At 61.7% G+C, this 19,259-nt stretch carries 15 protein-coding genes; 8 read left to right on the top strand and 7 right to left on the bottom strand.

What is annotated here, in order from left to right; genetic code table 11:
* Positions 1 to 12: 12 nt before the first annotated feature.
* From ABFB52_RS12400 to ABFB52_RS12385, 4 genes are all read right to left on the bottom strand, one after another.
* Positions 13 to 2,268, bottom strand: a complete 2,256-nt coding sequence (locus ABFB52_RS12400) for an Orn/Lys/Arg decarboxylase N-terminal domain-containing protein (RefSeq protein ID WP_129973683.1) — start codon at positions 2,266 to 2,268, stop codon at positions 13 to 15.
* A gap of 154 nt (positions 2,269 to 2,422) precedes the next feature.
* On the bottom strand, positions 2,423 to 3,187 hold the full coding sequence (dnaQ, locus tag ABFB52_RS12395) for a DNA polymerase III subunit epsilon (RefSeq protein WP_085748398.1): 765 nt from the start codon (positions 3,185 to 3,187) through the stop codon (positions 2,423 to 2,425).
* 83 nt (positions 3,188 to 3,270) lie between these two features.
* Complete coding sequence (gene rnhA, locus ABFB52_RS12390; protein WP_003224162.1) at positions 3,271 to 3,732, bottom strand: ribonuclease HI; 462 nt, start codon at positions 3,730 to 3,732, stop codon at positions 3,271 to 3,273.
* 91 nt (positions 3,733 to 3,823) lie between these two features.
* The gene (locus tag ABFB52_RS12385) at positions 3,824 to 4,582 is read right to left on the bottom strand and encodes a methyltransferase domain-containing protein (RefSeq protein ID WP_102687410.1); all 759 of its coding nucleotides are present in this window, start codon (positions 4,580 to 4,582) and stop codon (positions 3,824 to 3,826) included.
* 65 nt (positions 4,583 to 4,647) lie between these two features.
* Here ABFB52_RS12385 and gloB point away from each other — a divergent pair, with 65 nt between their 5' ends.
* From gloB to fabI, 8 genes are all read left to right on the top strand, one after another.
* Positions 4,648 to 5,415, top strand: a complete 768-nt coding sequence (gloB, locus tag ABFB52_RS12380) for a hydroxyacylglutathione hydrolase (RefSeq protein ID WP_085748416.1) — start codon at positions 4,648 to 4,650, stop codon at positions 5,413 to 5,415.
* A gap of 99 nt (positions 5,416 to 5,514) precedes the next feature.
* Positions 5,515 to 6,993: a transglycosylase SLT domain-containing protein gene (locus ABFB52_RS12375; RefSeq protein WP_102687409.1), complete on the top strand. Its 1,479-nt coding sequence runs from the start codon at positions 5,515 to 5,517 to the stop codon at positions 6,991 to 6,993.
* A 176-nt stretch (positions 6,994 to 7,169) separates the two neighbouring features.
* The gene (locus ABFB52_RS12370) at positions 7,170 to 9,002 is read left to right on the top strand and encodes an extracellular solute-binding protein (protein ID WP_102717737.1); all 1,833 of its coding nucleotides are present in this window, start codon (positions 7,170 to 7,172) and stop codon (positions 9,000 to 9,002) included.
* Entirely contained in the window at positions 8,999 to 10,840 is a 1,842-nt protein-coding gene (locus ABFB52_RS12365) for an extracellular solute-binding protein (protein ID WP_129973682.1), read from the top strand. The genes ABFB52_RS12370 and ABFB52_RS12365 overlap by 4 nt, the downstream gene beginning before the upstream one ends.
* Before the next feature lie 4 nt (positions 10,841 to 10,844).
* Positions 10,845 to 11,918, top strand: coding sequence for a microcin C ABC transporter permease YejB (locus tag ABFB52_RS12360; RefSeq protein ID WP_007956943.1), 1,074 nt, complete (start codon positions 10,845 to 10,847; stop codon positions 11,916 to 11,918).
* 1 nt (position 11,919) lies between these two features.
* Complete coding sequence (locus ABFB52_RS12355; RefSeq protein ID WP_085698849.1) at positions 11,920 to 12,939, top strand: ABC transporter permease; 1,020 nt, start codon at positions 11,920 to 11,922, stop codon at positions 12,937 to 12,939.
* Between the two features lies 1 nt (position 12,940).
* On the top strand, positions 12,941 to 14,551 hold the full coding sequence (locus ABFB52_RS12350; RefSeq protein WP_007956946.1) for an ABC transporter ATP-binding protein: 1,611 nt from the start codon (positions 12,941 to 12,943) through the stop codon (positions 14,549 to 14,551).
* A gap of 19 nt (positions 14,552 to 14,570) precedes the next feature.
* Complete coding sequence (fabI, locus tag ABFB52_RS12345) at positions 14,571 to 15,365, top strand: enoyl-ACP reductase FabI (RefSeq protein ID WP_003202751.1); 795 nt, start codon at positions 14,571 to 14,573, stop codon at positions 15,363 to 15,365.
* A 113-nt stretch (positions 15,366 to 15,478) separates the two neighbouring features.
* On the opposite strand, the gene ABFB52_RS12340 is transcribed toward fabI, so the two are convergent.
* The 3 genes from ABFB52_RS12340 to ABFB52_RS12330 form a co-directional block, all read right to left on the bottom strand.
* Entirely contained in the window at positions 15,479 to 16,444 is a 966-nt protein-coding gene (locus tag ABFB52_RS12340) for a sensor domain-containing diguanylate cyclase (protein WP_085748402.1), read from the bottom strand.
* A 61-nt stretch (positions 16,445 to 16,505) separates the two neighbouring features.
* The gene (locus ABFB52_RS12335) at positions 16,506 to 17,084 is read right to left on the bottom strand and encodes a hypothetical protein (RefSeq protein ID WP_085748403.1); all 579 of its coding nucleotides are present in this window, start codon (positions 17,082 to 17,084) and stop codon (positions 16,506 to 16,508) included.
* Position 17,085: 1 nt separating this feature from the next.
* A complete protein-coding gene (locus ABFB52_RS12330) occupies positions 17,086 to 19,248 on the bottom strand; it encodes a xanthine dehydrogenase family protein molybdopterin-binding subunit (protein WP_085748404.1) in 2,163 nt (720 codons plus the stop codon).
* Between the last annotated feature and the right edge of the window lie 11 nt (positions 19,249 to 19,259).

The following is a 19,259-nucleotide window of genomic DNA, read 5'->3' as shown; positions in this document are numbered from 1 at the left end:
TCGGAAAAGCCCTCATTCCTTGACGCAATCGACGGTGTAGTGCCGCCCATTGCCCTCGTCTTCATGTTGCAGACCGTGCACATCGACCACGAAGCCCGGAAACGTTGCGTCGAACGTGCGGGCAAACCTGAGGTATTCGATGATCGAGCGCGTGGATTCGGTAAAGCGTTCGCCTGGCATGATCAGCGGAATTCCCGGCGGGTATGGCACCAGCATCACCGCCGCCACCCGACCTTCCAGCTCGTCGATCGGCACCGCCTCGACCTCGCCGCGCACCAGTTGGTCGTAAGCATGGGCCGGTTTCATGGCGATTTCCGGCAGCACGGTGTACATGCGTTTGAGGTGTTTGGCGGTGGCGTTGCTGCGATAGCAGGCGTGGAGCTGATCGCACAGATCGCGCAGGCCCATGCCGCGATAGCGCACAGAATCCTCTTGGGCGACACACTTCAGGCAGGTATCGAGGCTGACGTTGGCGTCGTAGCTGCGCTTGAACTCCAGCAGTTCGGTCAACAGCGTGCTCCACTTGCCTTTGGTGATGCCCATGGAGAACAGCACCAGAAATGAATACAGGCCGGTTTTCTCCACCACCAGCCCGCGCTCCCACAGGAAACGGCTGACCACGGCCGCCGGGATGCCCTTGTCGCTCAAAGCGCCCCCGGCGGTCAGGCCCGGCATGACCAAGGTGACCTTGATCGGGTCGAGCAGCACGTAGTCGTCGCTGACCTCGCCGAACCCGTGCCAGTCCGCATCCGGTTGCAGCAGCCAGTCCTCGGTCTGCACCCGGTCGATGCCTTCGACGCCCGGTGGCTGCCAGATCGAGAACCACCAATCGTCAGCGGCGATGTGCTGACGCAGATTGGCCAGCGCCCGGCGAAAACTCAGGGCTTCGTCGAAGGTTTCCTGTAGCAGCGAGCGGCCGGCCGGTCCTTCCATCATCGCCGACGCCACGTCCAGCGAGGCGATGATGCTGTACTGCGGCGACGTCGAAATGTGCATCATGAACGCTTCGTTGAACCGGTCGCGATCCAATTGCCGCGCGCCGCCGTCCTGCACATGAATCATCGAAGCCTGACTGAACGCCGCCAGCAGCTTGTGGGTGGAATGGGTGGTGAACACCAGCGGACTGTCCTCGCTGCGCGAGGTGGCCATGCCGTAACGGCCGGCAAAGAATTCGTGAAACGCCGCATAGGCGTACCAGGCTTCGTCGAAATGCAGGACTTCGACGCTGTTGCCCAGACTCTGCTTGATCAGCTCGGCGTTGTAACAGAGGCCGTCGTAGGTCGAGTTGGTGATCACCGCCAGTTTGACTTTCGGCTCGCGGCCCTTGGTCAGCGGGCTGGCATCGATCTTGGCCTGAATCGATTCGCGACTGAATTCACTGAGCGGAATCGGACCAATGATCCCCAGCTCATTGCGCTCCGGGCACAGGTACAGTGGAATCGCGCCGGTCATGATGATCGCGTGCAACACCGACTTGTGACAGTTGCGATCCACCAGCACCAGATCATCGCGCCCGACCATCGAATGCCAGACGATCTTGTTGGCGGTCGAGGTGCCATTGATCACGAAAAAGGTGTGATCGGCGCCGAAATTGCGCGCGGCTCGCGCTTCCGCCTCGGCGAGTGGCCCGGTGTGGTCGAGCAAGGAACCCAGCTCCGGCACCGACACCGATAAATCGGAGCGCAGGGTGTTTTCCCCGAAGAACTGGTGAAACGCCTGCCCCACCGGACTCTTGTGATACGCCACACCACCGCCATGACCGGGGGTGTGCCAGGAATAATTGGAATCGGCCGTATGCTGCACCAGCGCCTTGAAGAATGGCGGCAACAGCCCGTCCAGGTATTTGCGCGCCGCCCGCGCCACTTGCCGGGCGAGAAACGGCACGGTGTCTTCGAACAGGTAGAGAATGCCGCGCAACTGGTTGAGCTCGGCCATGGCATCGGCCGGGGCGTTTTCCAGGGTGACTTGCTCGCCAAGGGCAAAGATCGGCAGATCCGGCGCCCGCACCCGGGCCAGACCGATCAGTTCGGCCATGTTCTGCAACAGGTGGGAGTTGGTGCTGGCGTCTTCGGCGGCGATCAGCATGCACGCCAGACCATGGTGGGTTGACGCCACCAGCCGGCCTTCGGTGTAGTCCGTGGCCGAAACGATACTGAAACCTTCCAGCTCCAGCTCTCGGGCGATTCCGCGAATGCGGTCACCGGCAACCGTGTCGGCCTTGATGTCGCGGTGGACGATCAGCACCGGGAACTTCAAATCTTTGTACATGGGGCTCAGTGTCCTGAGGCGGCGGAGAGTGATCTGCCAATGTCCTCAGGGTAGAGGGTCGGAGCGGATGTGGCGAGGGTGGCCAGTTGTCAGTACTGCCAAAAACAAAGGATCGCCCGCACATGGCTTGGTGTTCGGACGATCCTTTAGTGCCTTACGCTTGAGCTTCAGCTTCAGCTTCCAGCAGCTGGGTCCACAGCGCCGGGGCGCCGGCCGACTTGGCGATGATTTCCAGACGCACCTGATGTTCGGCCAGCTCGGCTTCGGTGGCGCGAATGATTCGCCCCGGTTTGCGATCCGCCGGCAGACGGCGGATTTCGGTGGCGGAGTTGTCAGCGCCCTCGCCCGTGCCATTGCCGTCGGAGGCGTTGCCGGCCAGCGACAGGCTGGTCTGGCCACCGGTCATGGTCAGGTAGACGTCGGCGAGAATTTCCGAGTCGAGCAATGCGCCGTGCAGCTCACGGCCGGAGTTGTCGACGCCGTAGCGTTTGCACAGGGCATCGAGGCTGTTGCGCTGACCCGGGTGACGTTCCCGGGCCATCATCAGGGTGTCGAGGATCGTGCAGTGCTGCGTGATGTCCGCGCGATCCTGCTGGCCCATCAGCGCGAATTCGTTGTTGATGAAGCCAACGTCGAACGCCGCGTTATGGATGATCAGCTGCGCGCCGTTGATAAACTCGAAGAACTCGTCGGCCACTTCGGCGAAACGCGGCTTGCCGACCAGGAATTCATTGGTGATGCCGTGAACGGCAATCGCGCCTTCATCACTCTCGCGATCCGGTTGCAGGTAAACGTGAAAGTGTCGGCCCGTCAGGCGTCGACCGATCAGCTCGACACAACCGATTTCGATAATCCGGTGGCCGTCGGTCACCGGCATGCCGGTGGTTTCGGTATCGAGTACAACGGATCTGGTGGCCATCAGTGTTCAGCTCTCAACGGGGGTCAATCGTGCAAAAGCGGCGATGTTAACACGCTCGCCGGGAGTGTTTCAGTGGGAAGGATTCAGCTCTGCTTGTAACCGCGAACCTCATCCACCCCACGGTTGGCCAGCTGGTCGGCGCGTTCGTTGCCGTGGTGGCCGATGTGACCGCGGACCCATTTCCAGGTGACCTTGTGGCGGTTGACCTGCTCGTCGAGCTCTTTCCACAGGTCGGCGTTTTTCACTGGCTCCTTGGCGGCGGTTTTCCAGCCGCGCTTCTTCCAGTTGGCCATCCACTCGTTGATGCCTTTCATCACATATTGCGAGTCGGTCACCAGCAGCACTTCGCACGGACGCTTGAGGGCTTCCAGGCCGCGAATTGCGCCAAGCAGCTCCATGCGGTTGTTGGTGGTGTTGGCTTCGCCGCCCCACAGTTCCTTTTCAACGCCCTTGCACACCAACAGGGCGCCCCAGCCGCCCGGGCCGGGGTTGCCCTTGCAGGCGCCGTCAGTGAACAGTTCTACGCTATCGACGCTTTCGCTCATGCCAGTCTTTCCAGAAAAATACGTGGCCTCGCCGATCACGGATCGACAATGGCCGAGGCCGGGATACACCCGGCCATAAATAAAAGAAGGTTTACGGTTCGACGCGCCGGCGGTTGACCTTGGCCATCGGCAGCGGAATCAGCTTGCCCATCGGCTCGCGGCGTTCCTGACGCACCGGACGCAGGCCGACCACGATCTTGCGCGCAACCAGCAGATAGAAGCCGCCGCCCGACAGTTGCCAGTCGCCAGCCTTGCGTTCCCAGCCGGCCAGACGGGCCTGCCACTTGGGTGACGCGAGCGGCGGACGATAGCACCCGAAGCGGCGTTTCTCCAGCGCGAAGCCCAGCAGGTTGAGCCAGTCCGCCACCCGTGACGGCGAGATGCAGCGCGCCTGACGCAAAGCGTCATGGGCGAATACATGGCGCAGCCCCCAGGTACTCCAGGGGTTGATGCCGACGATCAGCAGATGCCCGCCGGGGCGCACGCTGCTGGCCGCTTCGCGCAAAAGTCCGTGGGGCGACAGGCAGAAATCCAGGCCGTGCTGCAACACCACCACGTCGGCGGCGTGCTCGCTCAACGGCCAGGCCTGTTCTTCGCAGACGATCTCCACGCCCGGCAACGGCGCGCCAAGCCGCACGTTGCGCTGCACCTGCGGCGCCGACGGCGGTGTTTCGGCGGACGGGCCGTAATGCACCAGATAGCCGCCGAAGAATCGGCCCAGCTCGTCTTCGAGCATGCGCCGTTCTTCGTCCAGCAGAAATTGCCCGAGGGGGCCGGACAGCCATTCACGGGCTGCACCGATCAGCGCGAGCCAGTCAGGATCGGCCTGAGCGAACGCTTTATCGATCATTGCATTCTCCAACACGCCAGGAACCTCTAAGATGCGCCAATGTTACCCGCTTGGCGAATTCGACGATGATACAGATCAGTGCCCTGCCCGCCTTCACCGACAACTACATCTGGTTGTTACAGGATCATGCCACCCAGCGTTGCGCAGTGGTCGATCCGGGGGATGCCGCCCCCGTGCAGGCGTGGCTCGACGCGCATCCGGGCTGGGTGCTCGGCGACATCCTCATCACCCACCATCACCACGACCATGTCGGCGGCGTCGAGACGCTGAAAAAGGCTACCGGCGCCACGGTCTACGGGCCGGCCAGCGAAAGCATCCCGGGGCGTGACGTGGCCCTCAAGGACAACGACACGGTGCGCGTGCTCGGCTGGGACTTCGACGTCTACGCCGTGCCTGGCCACACCCTGGGACACATCGCCTACTACCATCATGGCCTGCTGTTCTGTGGCGACACCCTGTTCGCTGCCGGTTGCGGCCGCCTGTTCGAAGGCACGCCGCAACAGATGCACCAGTCGTTGAGCCGTCTGGCGGCGCTGCCGGAAGACACGCTGGTCTACTGCACCCACGAATACACCCTGAGCAACCTGAAATTTGCCGCCGCCGTGGAGCCGGGCAACCGGGACATCGCCGCCCGTCTGGAAAAAGTCAGCCAGCAACGTGACAACGGTGTGATGACCCTGCCCTCGACTCTCGCGCTGGAAAAGCTCACAAACCCCTTTTTGCGCACCGGTGAAATATTAGTTACACAAAAAGTGGACGAACGGAACGGCCCTCAAAACCGGGCGCCGAGTGAGGTTTTTGCGGCTCTGCGGGCATGGAAAGATACGTTCTAAGTGGCTCACCGCTTGGTACAAAAATTCTGAATGGTTGACCGCAGGGGGTGCGCTTTCTAGAATCGCCCGACATTTTTGCCCGGAACTTACTTCCAGCCAATGTCGTCATCCATACGTAAGTCCGTCAATTCAGATGCTTTGACCCGCCTGGCGCAAGCCATCGCGGTGGCTGTGTCCGCCACACTGGCGGGCTGTTCCAGCCACGCTCCGCAGACTGAAGCGACACATACGCCGAACATTGCTGCGCGAGCCAAGCAGAAGCCTATCTGGTTGTCCGAAAAGCCCAGCCCGCAGGTGCCTCAGGACATCTGGGAGCGCATGCGCAGTGGTTTCCAGCTGCAGGAAGGTCTGGGCGTGAACCCGCGCATCGAGCAACAGCGCCTGTGGTTCGCCAGTAACCCTTCCTTCCTCGAGAACGCCGGCGAACGCGGCAGCCTCTACATTCATTACATCGTCGAGCGCCTCGAAGAACGCAACATGCCGCTGGAGCTGGCGCTGCTGCCGGTCATCGAAAGCGCCTACAACCCGATGGCCTATTCCCGGGCCGACGCGGTGGGCCTCTGGCAGTTCATCCCGTCCACCGGGCGCTACTTCAACCTGCGCCAGACCCGTTTCTACGATGGCCGTCGCGACATTACTGCCTCGACCACGGCAGCGATGGACTACCTGACCCGCCTGCACGACATGTTCAACGGTGACTGGCTGCTGGCCCTGGCCGCGTACAACGCCGGTGAAGGCACGGTCAGCCGCGCTATCGAGCGCAACGAAAAGCTCGGCCTGCCGACCGACTACTGGAACCTGCCTCTGCCGGCGGAAACCCAGGCTTACGTGCCGAAACTGCTGGCGCTCTCGCAAGTGGTACTAACGCCTGAAGCTTATGGCGTAAACCTCAACCCGATCGCCAACGAACCGTATTTCCAGGTCGTCGAAATCAACCAGCGCATGGACCTGTCCAAGGTCGCAGCGGTGGCCAACATCGACGAAGACGAGCTGTTCCAGCTCAACCCGGCGTTCAAGCAGCGCACCACCATCGACGGCCCGCAGCACCTGCTGGTGCCGACCTCGAAGGCGCAACTGCTGACCGCCAGCCTGCAGACCATGCGTCCTGAAGAGCTGATCAGCCCGCGTTCGCTGAAACCGGTGTTCGAAGGCGCCGATCCGAGCGAGATCGCACAGGCCAAGCGCGCTTATCGGGTCAAGCGTGGCGACAACCTCGGTTCCATCGCCAAGGCCAACAAGGTCGAGGTCAAGGACCTGCAACGCTGGAACAAGCTGACCGGCAAGAACCTCAAGGTCGGCCAGACCCTGGTCATGCGCGACACTACCCAGCGCACGCCTACCCGCAAGAGTGGCGGACGCATCAATACGGTCGTCGCTGCCAACAGCAAGACCAGCAGCAAAGCTAAAGCCCAGGACGACAGCAAGCAGCAGACCCAATACAAGGTCAAACGTGGCGACACGCTGTACGTCGTGGCCAAGCGCTTCAACGTCGAGATGCAACATCTCAAGCGCTGGAATCCGGGCGCCGGCAAGGCGCTCAAGCCTGGGCAGATGCTCACGGTCTACCAGCCGCACTGACAAAGAGCCCCTGAATTTCAGGGGCTTTTTTTCGCCTGTCATTTTTTTGATATTTCCATAGATCGGCGCAGACAGCCCCCACAATTAACCGCGCATTAAGCACCTGTCTTTTTCCTGTCCATACAAGCTGTTACTGTACGGCCCACAAAGCCCAAGCCGCCTGGATCGGATCTGACTTGAAGCGTCCCCTCCTCCTGCTCCTGATCAGCCTGGCCTTGAGCTCCCCCGTCAGCGCGGCGATCACCGAAAGCCACGGTTATGCGCAGTTCGGCACGCTCAAGTACCCGGCCAGATTTACCCACTTCGACTGGGTCAACCCGCAAGCGCCCAAGGGCGGCACCTTGCGGGTGATGGCGTTTGGCACCTTCGATACGCTCAACCCCTACACCTTCAAGGGCACCAGCCCGGTCACCACGGCGAATTTCCTGCAATACGGCATCAACGAGCTGAACGAGCCGCTGATGGTCGGCACTGGGCAATACGCACCGTCCGGTGACGAACCGGCGTCCAGTTACGGCTTGATCGCCCAATCGGTGGAGTACAGCGAAGATCGCAGCTGGGTGGTGTTCAATCTGCGCCCGCAAGCGCGCTTCCACGACGGCACGCCGATTACCGCGTACGACGTGGCGTTCTCCTATCGCCTGCTGCTCAAGGAAGGTCATCCGCTGTACCGCACCGCCCTTCAGGAAGTGCTGCGGGTTGATATCCTCAACCCGCAGCGCATCCGCTTTGTACTCAAGCGCAGCGGCAATCCGTTGCTGATCCTGCGTCTGGGTGAGTTGCCGGTACTGCCCCAGCATTACTGGAAAGGTCGCGACTTCAAGGCCACCACCTTCGAGCCGCCGCTGGGCAGCGGGCCGTACCGCATCACCTCGGTCACGCCGGGGCGGCAGTTGATTTTCGAGCGGGTCAAGGACTACTGGGGCAAGGACCTGCCAGTCAACCGCGGCAAATACAACTTCGATCGCATGGAAGTCGAGTTCTACCGCGACAGCGATGTGGCCTTCGAAGCATTCAAGGCCGGCGAGTTCGACATTTATATCGAGCATCAGGCGAAGAACTGGGCCAACGGTTACAACTTCCCGGCGATCCGTCGCGGCGACGTGATAAAGGCGCAGATCCCGCACCAGATCCCGACCCAGAGCCAGGGCTTGTTCATGAACACCCGGCGCGCGACCTTCGCTGACGTCAAGACCCGCGAAGCCCTCGGCCTGATGTTCGACTTCGAATGGACCAACCGCGCGCTGTTCAGCGATGCCTACAAGCGCACCACCAGCTACTACCCCAACAGCGAGTTCAGCGCCGTCGGCCTGCCGGTCGGCCATGAATGGCTGATGCTCAAGCCGTACAAGGATCAACTGCCGGCGCGCCTCTTCACCGAACCGTTCACGCTGCCGCAGACCGACGGTCGCGGCATCCCTCGGGAAACAATGCGCAAAGCCCTGGCGCTGCTGGCCGAGGCCGGCTGGAAGCTCAATGGCCAGCGCTTGCAGAACACCGCCGGCCAGCCGCTGCGTTTCGAGCTGCTGCTGGTCAATCCGAACCTGGAGCGGATCCTCCAGCCGTACATTGAAAACCTCAACAGCATCGGCATCGACGCGCGCCTGCGCACCGTGGATCGTGCCCAGTACAAACAGCGTCTGGATCAGTTCGATTTCGACATGATCCTGATGACCCTCAACCAGACCCTCAGCCCGGGGCTGGAACAGTGGCAGTACTTCCACTCCAGCCAGGTCGGGGTCAAGGGCAGCAAGAATTACGCGGGCATCGCCAATCCGGTGGTTGATCATCTGCTTGAACACTTGCTCGCCGCGCAAACCCGCGACGAACAAGTCGCTGCCGGCAAGGCACTGGACCGCGTGCTGCTCTGGCAGCACTACAGCATTCCCAACTGGTACCTCAATTATCACCGTCTGGCGTACCGCAACCGGTTCGCCTTCGTCACCACGCCGCCCTACACCCTGGGCCTGAGCGCGTGGTGGCTGAAATCTTCGGAGAAAGATCGATGAAGCCTATCCGCGCCCTGCTCGTGCAGGCCAGCGGTCTGTTGTTCACCGGGCTGGCCTTGGCCGCCCCGCAACACGCCGTGACCCTGTACAACGAGCCGCCGAAGTACCCCGCCGACTTCAAGCACTTCGACTATGTAAACCCTGATGCGCCCAAGGGCGGGATCTTCCGCCAGGCCGGCTTCGGCGGCTTCGACAGCCTCAATCCGTTCATCAGCAAAGGCGTGCCGGCGGACGATATCGGCCTGATCTACGACACCCTGGCCAAACAGGGTCTGGACGAGCCATTCACCGAATACGGCCTGATCGCCAGCAAGATCGAAAAGGCCCCGGACAACAGCTGGGTGCGCTTCTACCTGCGTCCCGAAGCGAAGTTTCACGACGGCCACCCGGTACGCGCCGACGATGTGGTGTTCAGCTTCCAGACGCTGACCAAGGAAGGCGCACCGATGTATCGCGGCTACTACGCCGACATCGAGGAAGTGATCGCCGAAGATCCGCTCAAGGTGCTGTTCAAGTTCAAGCACACCAACAACCGCGAATTGCCGCTGATCCTCGGTCAGTTGCCGGTGCTGCCGAAACACTGGTGGGCCGAGCGTGATTTCAACAAGGGCAACCTGGAAATCCCGCTGGGCAGCGGCCCGTACAAGGTTACGCAAGTGAAGGCCGGGCGTTCGGTGCGTTACGAGCGGGTCAAGGACTATTGGGGCAAGGATCTGCCGGTCAATCGTGGCTTCTACAACTTCGACGTGATGACCACCGACTACTACCGCGACAACACCGTCGCGCTGGAAGCGTTGAAAGCCGGGCAGTTCGATTACTGGCTGGAAATGGCCGCGAAAAACTGGGCCAACGCCTACAACGTGCCGGCAGTGACCGAAGGGCGCCTGATCAAGGAACAGATTGCCAACAGCAATCCGACCGGCATGCAGGGCTTCGTCTTCAATTTGCGCCGCCCGGTGTTTCAGGACGTGCGGGTGCGCCAGGCCCTCGGCCTGCTGTTCGACTTCGAATGGACCAACAAGCAATTGTTCAACGGCGCTTATGCGCGCACCCGCAGTTACTTCGAAAACTCGGAAATGGCCGCCACCGGCCTGCCTGATGCAGAACAGGTGGCGATCCTCGATCCGTTCCGCAGCCAGCTGCCGGCGCAGGTGTTCAGCGAAGCCTTCGAAAATCCGAAAACCGACGCCAGCGGCATGATCCGCACGCAGCAGCGCGAGGCGTATCAGTTGCTGCAAGAGGCTGGCTGGAAAATCGTCGACGACAAAATGGTCGACGCGACCGGCAAACCGGTGGTCATCGAGTTCCTCCTGGCGCAGACCGAATTCGAACGCGTGTTGTTGCCGTTCAAGCGCAATCTCAGCGACCTCGGCATCGACCTGGTGATCCGCCGCGTCGACGTCTCGCAATACGTCAATCGCGTGCGCTCGCGAGACTTCGACATGATGGTCGGCAGCTTTCCGCAGTCCAACTCGCCCGGCAACGAGCAGCGCGAATTCTGGATGAGCGCCGCCGCCGACAAGTCCAGCAGCCGAAATTCGATCGGCCTCAAGGACCCGGTGGTCGATCACCTGGTGGAGAACCTGATCAACGCCGATTCGCGCAAAAGCCTGGTGGCCCACGCCCGTGCCCTCGACCGTGTGCTGCAATGGGGCTACTACGTGATCCCCAACTGGCACATCAAGACCTGGCGCGTGGCGTACTGGAACCACATCGGCCACCCGAAAGTCTCCCCCAAGTACGACATCGGCATTAACACCTGGTGGGTCAAACCCGATGCGAAGCCGGCGGTAGAAGTCGAAACCCAACTGCAAGCCGACCCTGTGGGCACGGAGTAATCAGATGCTGGCGTACATTTTTCGGCGACTGCTGCTGATCATCCCGACCCTGTTCGGCATTCTGCTGATCAACTTCGTGATCATCCAGGCCGCGCCCGGCGGGCCGGTGGAACAGATGATCGCCAAGCTCGAAGGCTTCGAAGGCGCCACCAGCCGCATCGCCGGCGGCGGTGCCGAAGTGTCGGTGGCCGGCTCCTCCTATCGCGGTGCGCAGGGCCTGGACCCGGCGCTGATCAAGGAAATCGAGAAGATGTACGGGTTCGACAAGTCGGCCCCGGAACGTCTGTGGATCATGGTCAAGAACTACGCCCGGCTGGATTTCGGCGACAGCTTCTTCCGCGACGCCAAGGTCATCGACCTGATCAAGGAAAAGATGCCGGTGTCGATCTCGCTCGGATTGTGGAGCACGTTGATCATGTACCTGGTATCGATTCCGCTGGGGATCGCCAAGGCCACGCGGCACGGCAGTCATTTCGACGTCTGGACCAGTTCGGCGATCATCGTCGGTTATGCGATCCCGGCGTTCCTGTTTGCGATTCTGCTGATCGTGGTGTTTGCCGGCGGCAGTTATCTGGACTGGTTTCCTTTACGCGGCCTGACCTCGAACAATTTCGATGAGCTGAGCCTGGGCGGCAAGGTTCTCGATTACTTCTGGCACCTGGCGCTGCCAGTGACGGCGCTGGTGATCGGCAACTTCGCGACCATGACCCTGCTGACCAAAAACAGCTTCCTTGACGAGATCAACAAGCAATACGTGGTCACCGCCAAGGCCAAGGGCCTGACCCGCCACCGTGTGCTCTACGGCCATGTGTTCCGCAACGCGATGCTGCTGGTGATTGCCGGTTTCCCGTCGGCGTTCATCGGCATCTTCTTCACCGGCTCGTTGCTGGTGGAAGTGATCTTCTCCCTCGACGGCCTTGGTCTGATGAGTTTCGAAGCGGCGATCAACCGCGATTACCCGGTGGTGTTCGGCACCCTGTTCATCTTCACCCTGCTGGGGCTGGTGGTGAAACTGATCGGCGACCTCACCTACACCCTTGTCGATCCACGTATCGACTTTGCCAGCCGGGAGCATTGAGATGAACCTGTCCCCTCTCAACCGCCGGCGCTTCGAACTGTTCAAGGCCAACAAGCGTGGCTGGTGGTCGCTGTGGCTGTTCCTGATCCTGTTCGGCCTGAGCCTCGGCGCCGAGCTGATCGCCAACGACAAGCCGCTGGTGGTGCATTACGACAACAACTGGTATTTCCCGGCGATCAAGCGCTACCCGGAAACCACCTTCGGCGGCGAATTTCCGCTGGAAGCCAACTACAAGAGCCCGTACATCCGCGAGCTGCTCAAGGCCAAGGACGCGTGGGTGCTGTGGGCGCCGATTCCGTTCAGCTACCAGAGCATCAACTACGACCTGAAAGTCCCGGCCCCCGCCCCGCCATCGGCGGACAACCTGCTGGGTACCGACGATCAGGGCCGCGATGTGCTGGCGCGGGTGATCTACGGCTTCCGTATCTCCGTGCTGTTCGCCCTGACCCTGACCGTGCTCAGCTCGATTATCGGCGTCATTGCCGGCGCCTTGCAGGGTTTCTACGGCGGCTGGGTCGATCTGGCCGGCCAGCGCTTTCTGGAGATCTGGTCGGGCTTGCCAGTGTTGTACTTGCTGATCATCCTCGCCAGTTTCGTCCAGCCGAACTTCTGGTGGCTGCTGGGAATCATGCTGCTGTTCTCGTGGATGAGCCTGGTGGACGTGGTGCGCGCCGAGTTCCTGCGCGGGCGTAACCTCGAATACGTGCGCGCAGCCAGAGCGCTGGGCATGCAGAACGGCGCGATCATGTTCCGCCACATTCTGCCCAACGCCATGGTTTCGACCATGACCTTCATGCCGTTCATCCTGACCGGCGCCATCGGCACCCTCACCGCCCTGGACTTCCTCGGTTTCGGCTTGCCGGCCGGCAGTCCGTCGCTGGGTGAGCTGGTGGCTCAGGGCAAATCCAACCTGCAGGCGCCGTGGCTGGGCATGAGCGCGTTTGCGGTGCTGGCGCTGATGTTGAGTTTGCTGGTGTTCATCGGCGAGTCCGCTCGCGATGCCTTCGACCCGAGGAAGTGACATGAATCAGGACAATCTGATCGAAATCCGCGACCTGGCCGTCGAGTTCGGCATCGGTGATCGCGTGCAACGGGTGGTCGAAGGCGTGAGTTTCGACATCAAGCGCGGCGAAACCCTGGCGCTGGTGGGCGAATCAGGCTCGGGCAAGTCGGTGACCGCGCATTCGATCCTGCGCCTGCTGCCCTATCCGCTGGCGCGGCATCCGGCCGGCAGCATCAATTATTCCGGGCAGAACCTGCTGGAGCTGGGCGAAAAGACCATCCGTCACATTCGTGGCAACCGGATCGCGATGATCTTTCAGGAGCCGATGACCTCGCTCAACCCGCTGCACTCGATCGAGAAGCAGATCAACGAGGTGCTGGGCATCCACAAGGGCCTGACCGGCAAGGTCGCGACCAAGCGCACGCTGGAGTTGCTGGAGATGGTCGGCATCCCCGAGCCGCACAAGCGCCTCAAGGCCCTGCCCCACGAATTGTCCGGCGGCCAGCGCCAGCGGGTGATGATCGCCATGGCCTTGGCCAACGAGCCGGAACTGCTGATTGCCGACGAGCCGACCACTGCGCTGGACGTGACCGTTCAGCTGAAAATCCTCGACCTGCTTAAGGAATTGCAGGCTCGATTGGGCATGGCGCTGTTACTGATCAGTCACGATTTGAACCTCGTGCGAAGAATTGCGCATCGTGTATGTGTCATGCAGCGCGGTTGCATCGTCGAACAGGCATCGTGCGAAGAGCTGTTCCGTTCGCCGCAGCATCCGTACACTCGGGAACTGCTTGGCGCGGAGCCCAGCGGAGGCCCGGCGAGCAATAAAATCGGGGCGCCGCTGCTTGAAGTCGAGGATCTGAAAGTCTGGTTCCCGATCAAGAAAGGCCTGCTCAAGCGCACGGTGGATCACGTCAAGGCAGTGGACGGCATCAATTTCAGCCTGCCTCAGGGTCAGACTCTGGGGATCGTGGGGGAAAGCGGTTCCGGCAAATCCACCCTGGGTCTGGCGATCCTGCGGTTGATCGGCAGCAAAGGTGCGATCCGTTTTGAGGGCAAGCAGCTAGACTGCCTGACGCAAAGCGAAGTCCGGCCGCTGCGCCGGGAGATGCAGGTGGTGTTTCAGGATCCGTTTGGCAGCCTGAGCCCGCGGATGTGCGTGAATGACATCGTTGGCGAAGGCCTGCGGATCCACAAGATGGGCACCGCCGCCGAGCAGGAAGCGGCGATTATTGCGGCATTGAAGGAGGTAGGTCTGGATCCGGAAACCCGGCACCGCTACCCCCACGAATTTTCCGGTGGGCAACGGCAGCGAATTGCCATAGCCCGGGCCTTGGTGCTCAAGCCGGCGCTGATTCTGCTGGACGAGCCGACTTCGGCGCTCGACCGGACGGTGCAGCGGCAAGTGGTGGAGCTGTTGCGTTCACTGCAAGCCAAGTACAACCTGACGTATTTGTTCATCAGCCATGACCTGGCTGTCGTCAAAGCGCTGAGCCACCAACTGATGGTGGTCAAGCATGGCCAAGTGGTCGAACAGGGAGACGCGCAAAGTATCTTTGCCGCCCCCCAACATCCGTATACACAGCAGTTGCTGGAGGCCGCTTTCCTGGCACCAGCCACTGCGCAATAACCTGAAAGAGGAGCAACACATGGGTTTTCTCGCCGGTAAGCGCGTACTGATCGTCGGTGTCGCCAGCAAGCTGTCCATCGCATCCGGCATCGCTGCCGCCATGCATCGCGAGGGCGCTGAGCTTGCCTTCACTTATCAGAACGACAAACTGAAAGGTCGCGTAGAAGAGTTCGCACAGGGCTGGGGTTCGAGCCCTGAGCTGTGCTTCCCGTGCGACGTGGCCAGCGATGAAGAAATCGCCAAGGTCTTCGAAGAACTGAGCAAGAAGTGGGACGGCCTGGACTGCATCGTGCACTCCGTCGGCTTCGCCCCGGGCGACCAACTGGACGGCGACTTCACCGAAGCCACCACCCGTGAAGGCTTCCGCATCGCTCACGACATCAGCGCCTACAGCTTCGTGGCCCTGGCCAAAGCTGGCCGTGAAATGATGAAAGGCCGCAACGGCAGCCTGCTGACCCTGTCCTACCTGGGCGCCGAGCGCACCATGCCGAACTACAACGTGATGGGCATGGCCAAGGCTTCGCTGGAAGCCGGCGTACGTTACCTGGCCGGTTCCCTGGGCCCGGACGGCACCCGCGTCAACTGCGTATCGGCTGGCCCGATCCGCACCCTGGCCGCTTCCGGCATCAAGAACTTCCGCAAGATGCTGGCCGCCAACGAAGCGCAAACTCCGCTGCGCCGCAACGTCACCATCGAAGAAGTCGGCAACGCCGGCGCCTTCCTGTGCTCCGACCTGGCGTCGGGCATCAGCGGTGAAATCATGTACGTGGACGGCGGCTTCAACACCACCGCCATGGGCAACATCGAAGAGTAATCTTCGCGCTGCCGATAAAAAGCCCGCCTATTCAGGCGGGCTTTTTCATGCCTGCGATTTCGTTAACATCGTCTTTTTCTGTGGGAGCCAGCCTGCTGGCGATAAGGCCAGAATCAACAACGCTTCAACGCTTGCTTGTGCTCATACATCGCTGCATCCGCATCCGCCAGTAACTTGTCCACGGTGTCATGGCGCTGCGGGTTGTATTCGATCTGGCCGACGCTGAAGCGAATCGCGTAACCCCGGTGCAACGTGGCATTGCGCTCTTCGAGAATTTCCTTGAGTCGCGCCATGATCGCCGTGGTTTCGACATGGCTTGAGCCGGTCAGCAGCGCCACGAATTCATCGCCGCCCAGCCGCCCGACCACATCGCTCTCGCGAAAGGCGATGCGCAGCACATCGGCGAAGGTCTTGAGCGCGCTGTCGCCCTCGGCGTGCCCATAAAGGTCGTTGATCTGCTTGAAATCATTGAGGTCGAAAAACAGCAGCGTCGCCGGTTTTTCCAGGCGTGCGCAGGCGTCGAGCGCGTGCTGGGCCAGCATCTTGAAGCCGCGACGATTGGACAGCAGCGTCAGCTCGTCCATGCTCGCCATCTGCACGGCCATCAGTTCCTGCTCGGCCATGCCGGCCAGATCGCGCAGCAGGGCGCGCTCCTCGTCGTCGAGATCGCGGGGTTTGGTGTCGATCAGGCACAAGGTGCCCATCTTGTTGCCGCTGGGTACGGTCAGCGGATAACCGGCGTAGAACCGGATTTTCGGCTCCCCGGTAACCAAAGGGTTGTCGTGGAAACGCTCGTCCTCTCGGGCGTCAGGTACCAGCATGAGCTCGTCCTTGAGAATCGCATGGCCACAGAATGAAACAGAGCGTGGCGTTTCGGCCGTGTCCAGACCCACGCACGACTTGAACCATTGCCGCTCCTTGTCCACCAGCGTGACCAGCGCGATCGGCACGTTGAACAGACGCTTGGCCAGTCGCGTCAGCCGGTCGAAGCGCTCCTCCGGTGCGGTGTCGAGCAGCTTCAGGTCCTGCAGCGCTTGAATGCGCGCAACTTCATTAGCGGGTTTGCCGGGTACCAGCATCACACACTCCTTTGTCGTCGATGCAGTTGAGCGTAGCCCGAATCAGCAATGACTCAACTTCTCATCCACCGGCCACCGGACACGGCCCGCCCGCATCGGCCCAGAGTTTGAACTGGGTCACGAAGATATCGTGCGGCACCGGCACCGGCGCGCGCCCTGCCCCGGGACTCCAGCCCCAGAGCACCAGTTTGTCCTCGCTGACGTGTTTGATCAGCGCGGCGAAGTCCCGGTCGCCGTTGCTGGCGCGGTCCTTGATCATTGCGCACAAGCGATCCGGCGGCAGACCGATCCAGGCCATCTTGTGGGCGGCAGGCGGCAGGCTCCAGTGCGGCGCGCCCGGTGGCGCATGGGGGCCATAACTGGCCGGCGGATTGCTTTCGGCGTGACAGGTGGCGCAGGGCAAACCGGCGGCGCCCTTGCCGTCCATGCCGCGTACCACGTTCATCGCGTGGGGGATGCCGGCGTCGAACTGCAACGGCGAATCGCCGGGAATGTGACAGTTCTGGCAGCGCGGGCTCTGGAAGACTTTCTGCACCGTGCTGAAGGCCTTCAAGGCTTCCTGATCGTCAGCGAACAGATCCGACGCGTAACCGCCCAGCCCAAGCAGAATCACCGTGCCCAACAACAGATGTCGTTTCATCTCACACCCCCGACAATTGCAGCGGCATTTCCCGCAGGCGCTGCCCGGTCAGGGCGAATACCGCGTTGGCCACCGCCGGCGCCGTGGGCGGTACACCGGCCTCGCCGATGCCGCCGGGTTTCTCGCTGCTGGGCACGATGTGCACCTCGACCAGCGGCATTTCATTGAGCCGCAACACCTGATAGTCGTGATAGTTGGACTGCACGACATGGCCGTCCTTGAGCGTCAGTTTGCTGTGCAGCGCCATGCCCAGGCCGAAGGTGATGCACGATTCCATCTGCGCCGCGATGCTCTGCGGGTTGACCGCAATCCCGCAGTCCACCGCGCAGACCACGCGATGCACGCGGATCGCCAGATTGTCCTGTGACACCTCCGCCACCTGCGCCACGTAACTGCCGAACGATTCGTGCACCGCCACGCCCAGCGCATGGCCGTCCGGTAGCGGGGCTTTCCAGTTGGCCTTCTCCACCGCCAGATTCAACACGCCGAGATGCCGGGCATGATCCTTGAGCAGCGTTCTTCGGTACTCCACCGGGTCCTTGCCCGCCGCCGTGGCCATTTCATCGATCAGCGACTCCATGACAAACGCGGTGTGGCTATGACCCACCGAACGCAGCCACAGCACGTTGATCCCGGTGGTCGGCGAGTGCAGATCGACCTGATGATGGGCCAGGCCCTTGATGTACGGGCTGTCCGAAACGCCTTCGACCGACGTCTGGTCGACGCCGTTCTTGACCATGGTTTTCTCGAGCATGGTGCCGGCCATGATCGATTGCCCGACCAGCACATGCTGCCAGGCCAGCGGCAGGCCGTCGGCGCCGAGGCCGATCTTCGCCTGATGCAGAAACATCGAGCGGTAGTAGCCACCGCGAATATCGTCTTCGCGCGACCACACGGTTTTCACCGGCATCGCCGCAGCCTTGGCCACTTGCACCGCTTCGGCGACAAAGTCCGAGGTCGGGTTGGCCCGCCGGCCGAAACCACCACCGAGAAATTCGGTGTGAATCTCCACCTGCTCCGGCTTGAGCCCGGTGATCTTGCCGGCAACCATCTGATCCAGCGTCTGGAACTGGGTGCCGGTCCAGATCTCGCACTTGTCGGCGCTGATCTTCACCGTGCAGTTGAGCGGCTCCATCGGCGCGTGGGCCAGGTATGGCACGCTGTATTCAACATCGATTTTCTTCGCTGCCTTGCCGAAATTGCCCTTGGCATCGCCGGCCTGCGCCGCCGAAGTGCCCGGTGTGGCCGCCAGTTTGCGGAAACTCGCCAACAGCTTTTCACTGCTCAGATCAGCGTTCGGCCCCAGGTCCCAATCGACCTTCAACGCATCGCGCCCGAGTTTCGCCGCCCAATAGTGCTCGGCGACCACCGCCACACCGGTCGGCACTTGCACCACTTTGTGCACGCCGGGGATCGCCAACGCCTCAGCGCCTTCGAAGGATTTCACCGTGGCGCCGAACGCCGGCGCCCGCGCCACCATCGCCGTCATCAATCCGTCGAACTGCACATCCATGCCGAACTTGGCGCGACCGGTGATTTTCTCCGGGGTGTCGAGGCGTTTGGTGGGTTTGCCGATGACTTTCCAGTCCTTGGCTTCTTTAAAGGTGATCGACTTCGGATCCGGCACCGGCAGTTGCCCGGCGGCGTCCGCCAGTTCGCCGTAGGTGGCGCGGTTGTCGCCGGCAATCACCACGCCGGACTCGGTGCGGATCGTCGACGGTGCCACGTTGAAACGCTTGGCCGCCGCTTCGATCAGCATCTGCCGCGCGGTGGCACCAGCGAGGCGGTAGCGGTCGAACTCCATCCAGGTTGAAGTCGATCCGCCGGTAATCTGCATCCCGCCAAAACCGGGCATGCCGTAATCGGCTGCCGAAGCTGGCGAGTGCTCGACGCGGATCTTCGACCAGTCGGCGTCCAGCTCTTCGGCGATCAACATGGTCAGCCCGGTCCAGATGCCCTGGCCCATTTCCGAATGGCCGAGCAGCACGGTCACGCTGTTGTCCGCTGCAATCCGCAGGAACGCGTTCGGCGCAAACACCTTGCCTTCGTTCTCGGCTGCCTTGGCAAAGCGATTGCCGCCGGGCACCACGAACGCCACCACCAGACCACCGCCAAGCACGGCGCTGCCCTTGAGAAATCCGCGACGGGATACAGGACTGTTCATCACTCACCTCC

The sequence above is a fragment of the Pseudomonas sp. 9.2(2024) genome, assembly GCF_039695385.1.
Lineage (GTDB): Bacteria > Pseudomonadota > Gammaproteobacteria > Pseudomonadales > Pseudomonadaceae > Aquipseudomonas > Aquipseudomonas paraglycinae.
The sequence above is the reverse complement of the archived record's forward strand: the minus strand, read 5'-3'. Positions and strand labels throughout refer to the sequence as shown.

Coding starts and splice junctions, on each gene's coding strand:
- ABFB52_RS12365 (WP_129973682.1), top strand. CDS start 8,999: ATGAAGCCTATCCGCGCCCTGCTCGTGCAGGCCAGCGGTCTGTTGTTC.
- ABFB52_RS12385 (WP_102687410.1), bottom strand. CDS start 4,582: ATGATCGATAAAGCGTTCGCTCAGGCCGATCCTGACTGGCTCGCGCTG.
- ABFB52_RS12355 (WP_085698849.1), top strand. CDS start 11,920: ATGAACCTGTCCCCTCTCAACCGCCGGCGCTTCGAACTGTTCAAGGCC.
- rnhA (WP_003224162.1), bottom strand. CDS start 3,732: ATGAGCGAAAGCGTCGATAGCGTAGAACTGTTCACTGACGGCGCCTGC.
- ABFB52_RS12400 (WP_129973683.1), bottom strand. CDS start 2,268: ATGTACAAAGATTTGAAGTTCCCGGTGCTGATCGTCCACCGCGACATC.
- gloB (WP_085748416.1), top strand. CDS start 4,648: ATGATACAGATCAGTGCCCTGCCCGCCTTCACCGACAACTACATCTGG.
- ABFB52_RS12340 (WP_085748402.1), bottom strand. CDS start 16,444: ATGCTGGTACCCGGCAAACCCGCTAATGAAGTTGCGCGCATTCAAGCG.
- ABFB52_RS12330 (WP_085748404.1), bottom strand. CDS start 19,248: ATGAACAGTCCTGTATCCCGTCGCGGATTTCTCAAGGGCAGCGCCGTG.
- ABFB52_RS12360 (WP_007956943.1), top strand. CDS start 10,845: ATGCTGGCGTACATTTTTCGGCGACTGCTGCTGATCATCCCGACCCTG.
- ABFB52_RS12335 (WP_085748403.1), bottom strand. CDS start 17,084: ATGAAACGACATCTGTTGTTGGGCACGGTGATTCTGCTTGGGCTGGGC.
- ABFB52_RS12350 (WP_007956946.1), top strand. CDS start 12,941: ATGAATCAGGACAATCTGATCGAAATCCGCGACCTGGCCGTCGAGTTC.
- dnaQ (WP_085748398.1), bottom strand. CDS start 3,187: ATGGCCACCAGATCCGTTGTACTCGATACCGAAACCACCGGCATGCCG.
- ABFB52_RS12375 (WP_102687409.1), top strand. CDS start 5,515: ATGTCGTCATCCATACGTAAGTCCGTCAATTCAGATGCTTTGACCCGC.
- fabI (WP_003202751.1), top strand. CDS start 14,571: ATGGGTTTTCTCGCCGGTAAGCGCGTACTGATCGTCGGTGTCGCCAGC.